The organism is Xanthomonas sp. SHU 308 (assembly GCF_000364645.1).
Taxonomy (GTDB): Bacteria; Pseudomonadota; Gammaproteobacteria; order Xanthomonadales; family Xanthomonadaceae; genus Xanthomonas_A; species Xanthomonas_A sontii.
In genome coordinates this window covers 1-1,471 of sequence record NZ_AQOK01000677.1, presented here as the reverse complement: position 1 = coordinate 1,471, position 1,471 = coordinate 1, and the positions used below count along the sequence as shown (strand labels likewise).

General features: G+C 70.6%; 3 protein-coding genes. All 3 read right to left on the bottom strand.

Features of this window, described 5'->3' with window-relative positions; all coding sequences use genetic code 11:
- On the bottom strand, positions 1–172 hold a 172-nt coding region (locus tag D588_RS25380), incomplete at its 3' end, for a DUF4339 domain-containing protein (RefSeq protein ID WP_157836489.1).
- A 21-nt stretch (positions 173–193) separates the two neighbouring features.
- Positions 194–667 (bottom strand): DUF494 family protein, encoded by a 474-nt coding sequence (locus tag D588_RS0118465; RefSeq protein WP_010340686.1) that lies wholly within the window; start codon positions 665–667, stop codon positions 194–196.
- A 43-nt stretch (positions 668–710) separates the two neighbouring features.
- A partial coding sequence (locus D588_RS0118460; protein ID WP_017917029.1) for a DNA-processing protein DprA occupies positions 711–1,471 on the bottom strand: 761 nt, incomplete at its 5' end.

Here is a 1,471-nt window from a genome sequence, read left to right as displayed (position 1 = left end):
CCGCGTGCAGCGGCCGCCACTCCGGCAGGCCTTCGCGCCAGACCAGGGTCTCGCGCTGCAGGCGGCCGTCGTGCAGGCGTTCCAGCAGGGCGGACGCCGGCAACGGGCCGTGCCGCTCGCGCGCAGCATCGACGTAGTACCAGATCGCCAATGGGGAAGTGTCTTCGTGCATCCGTGCGCGACCGTCAGCGACTCAGTGAACCGGCTCCGGCTCGTCGACGAACATCTGCGTTTCCATCCACGCGTACGCCGCCTCGGCACCAGGCTGGTTGAACAGCACCATCAGCACCACCCACTTCAGGTCGTCCAGATCCAGTTCGTCCTGATCCAGGGCCATGGCCCGGTCCAGCACCAGCTCGCGCTGGTCGCTGTCGAGGATGCCGTGCTGCTCCAGGAACAGCAGGAAGCCGCGGCATTCCACGTCGAGCTTGTCCAGTTCCGGACCGTGGTAGATGCGGATCGGGCCATCGATGCGCGGCTGCGCCACGGCCGGGCGCTGGTCGGCCAGGGCGTCGAGCCAGTCGAACGCCTTGCTGATCTCGGTGGGGCTGAAACCGGCCTGGATCAGGCCATTCTGGAGGGAGTCGCGATCGCGGACCGGATCCGCGTCTTCGCTGAAATAGTGTTCGAACAGGTACAGCAGGACATCCAGAATGCTCTCTTTCATTGCCCCTCGGCCTGCGTCGCGAGACGCTGTGGAGGTGAAGAAACTAGGGTTTGCGGGTGTAACGACCGCGTTCGACCGCCACGTAGCCATCCAGTTCCATGGCCAGCAGCATGGAGGACGCCGCTGCGGCCGTCAATCCGCTGCGTGCGATCACTGAATCCATACAGATGGGGTCGTGGCCCAGCGCCTGCCACAAGCGCTGGTAGTCGGGGTGGGGGAAGGCCGGTGTGGCCGCGCGCGCGGTGCTGGCTCCCTGTGTGGGGGCGTTCAGGCGCCCGCGCAAGGCGTCGGCCAGTTCGGCGGCCAGGGGCGCGACCCCGGCCAGCACCTCCTCGGCGCTTTCCACCAGCCCGGCGCCGTCGCGGATCAGCCGATGGCAGCCGCGCGCCAGCGGATTGTGGATCGAGCCGGGCAGGGCGAAGACCTCGCGCCCGGCCTCGGCGGCCAGCCGCGCGGTGATCAGCGCGCCGGAGCGGGTGGCCGCCTCGATCACCAGGGTCGCCAGGCTCAGCCCGGCGATGATCCGGTTGCGCGCCGGGAAGTGCCCCGCCCGCGCCGGCGTGCCAGGCGGGTGCTCGCTGACCACCGCGCCGCGTTCGGCGATCTGGCGGTGCAGAGCGGCATGCTGGCGCGGGTAGGCCAGGTCGGGGCCGGTGCCGACCACCGCCACGGTCAGCCCGTCCGCGCGCGACAGCGCGGCCCGATGCGCGGCGGCATCCACGCCGCTGGCCATGCCGCTGGTCACCGCAAAGCCGGCCGCGGCCAGGGCCAGGGCGAAGCCGTAGGCGTTGTCGCGGCCGCCGG

Bases quoted from the DNA above. Each gene is read 5' to 3' on its own strand.
- D588_RS0118465 (WP_010340686.1), bottom strand. From the start codon at position 667: ATGAAAGAGAGCATTCTGGATGTCCTGCTGTACCTGTTCGAACACTAT.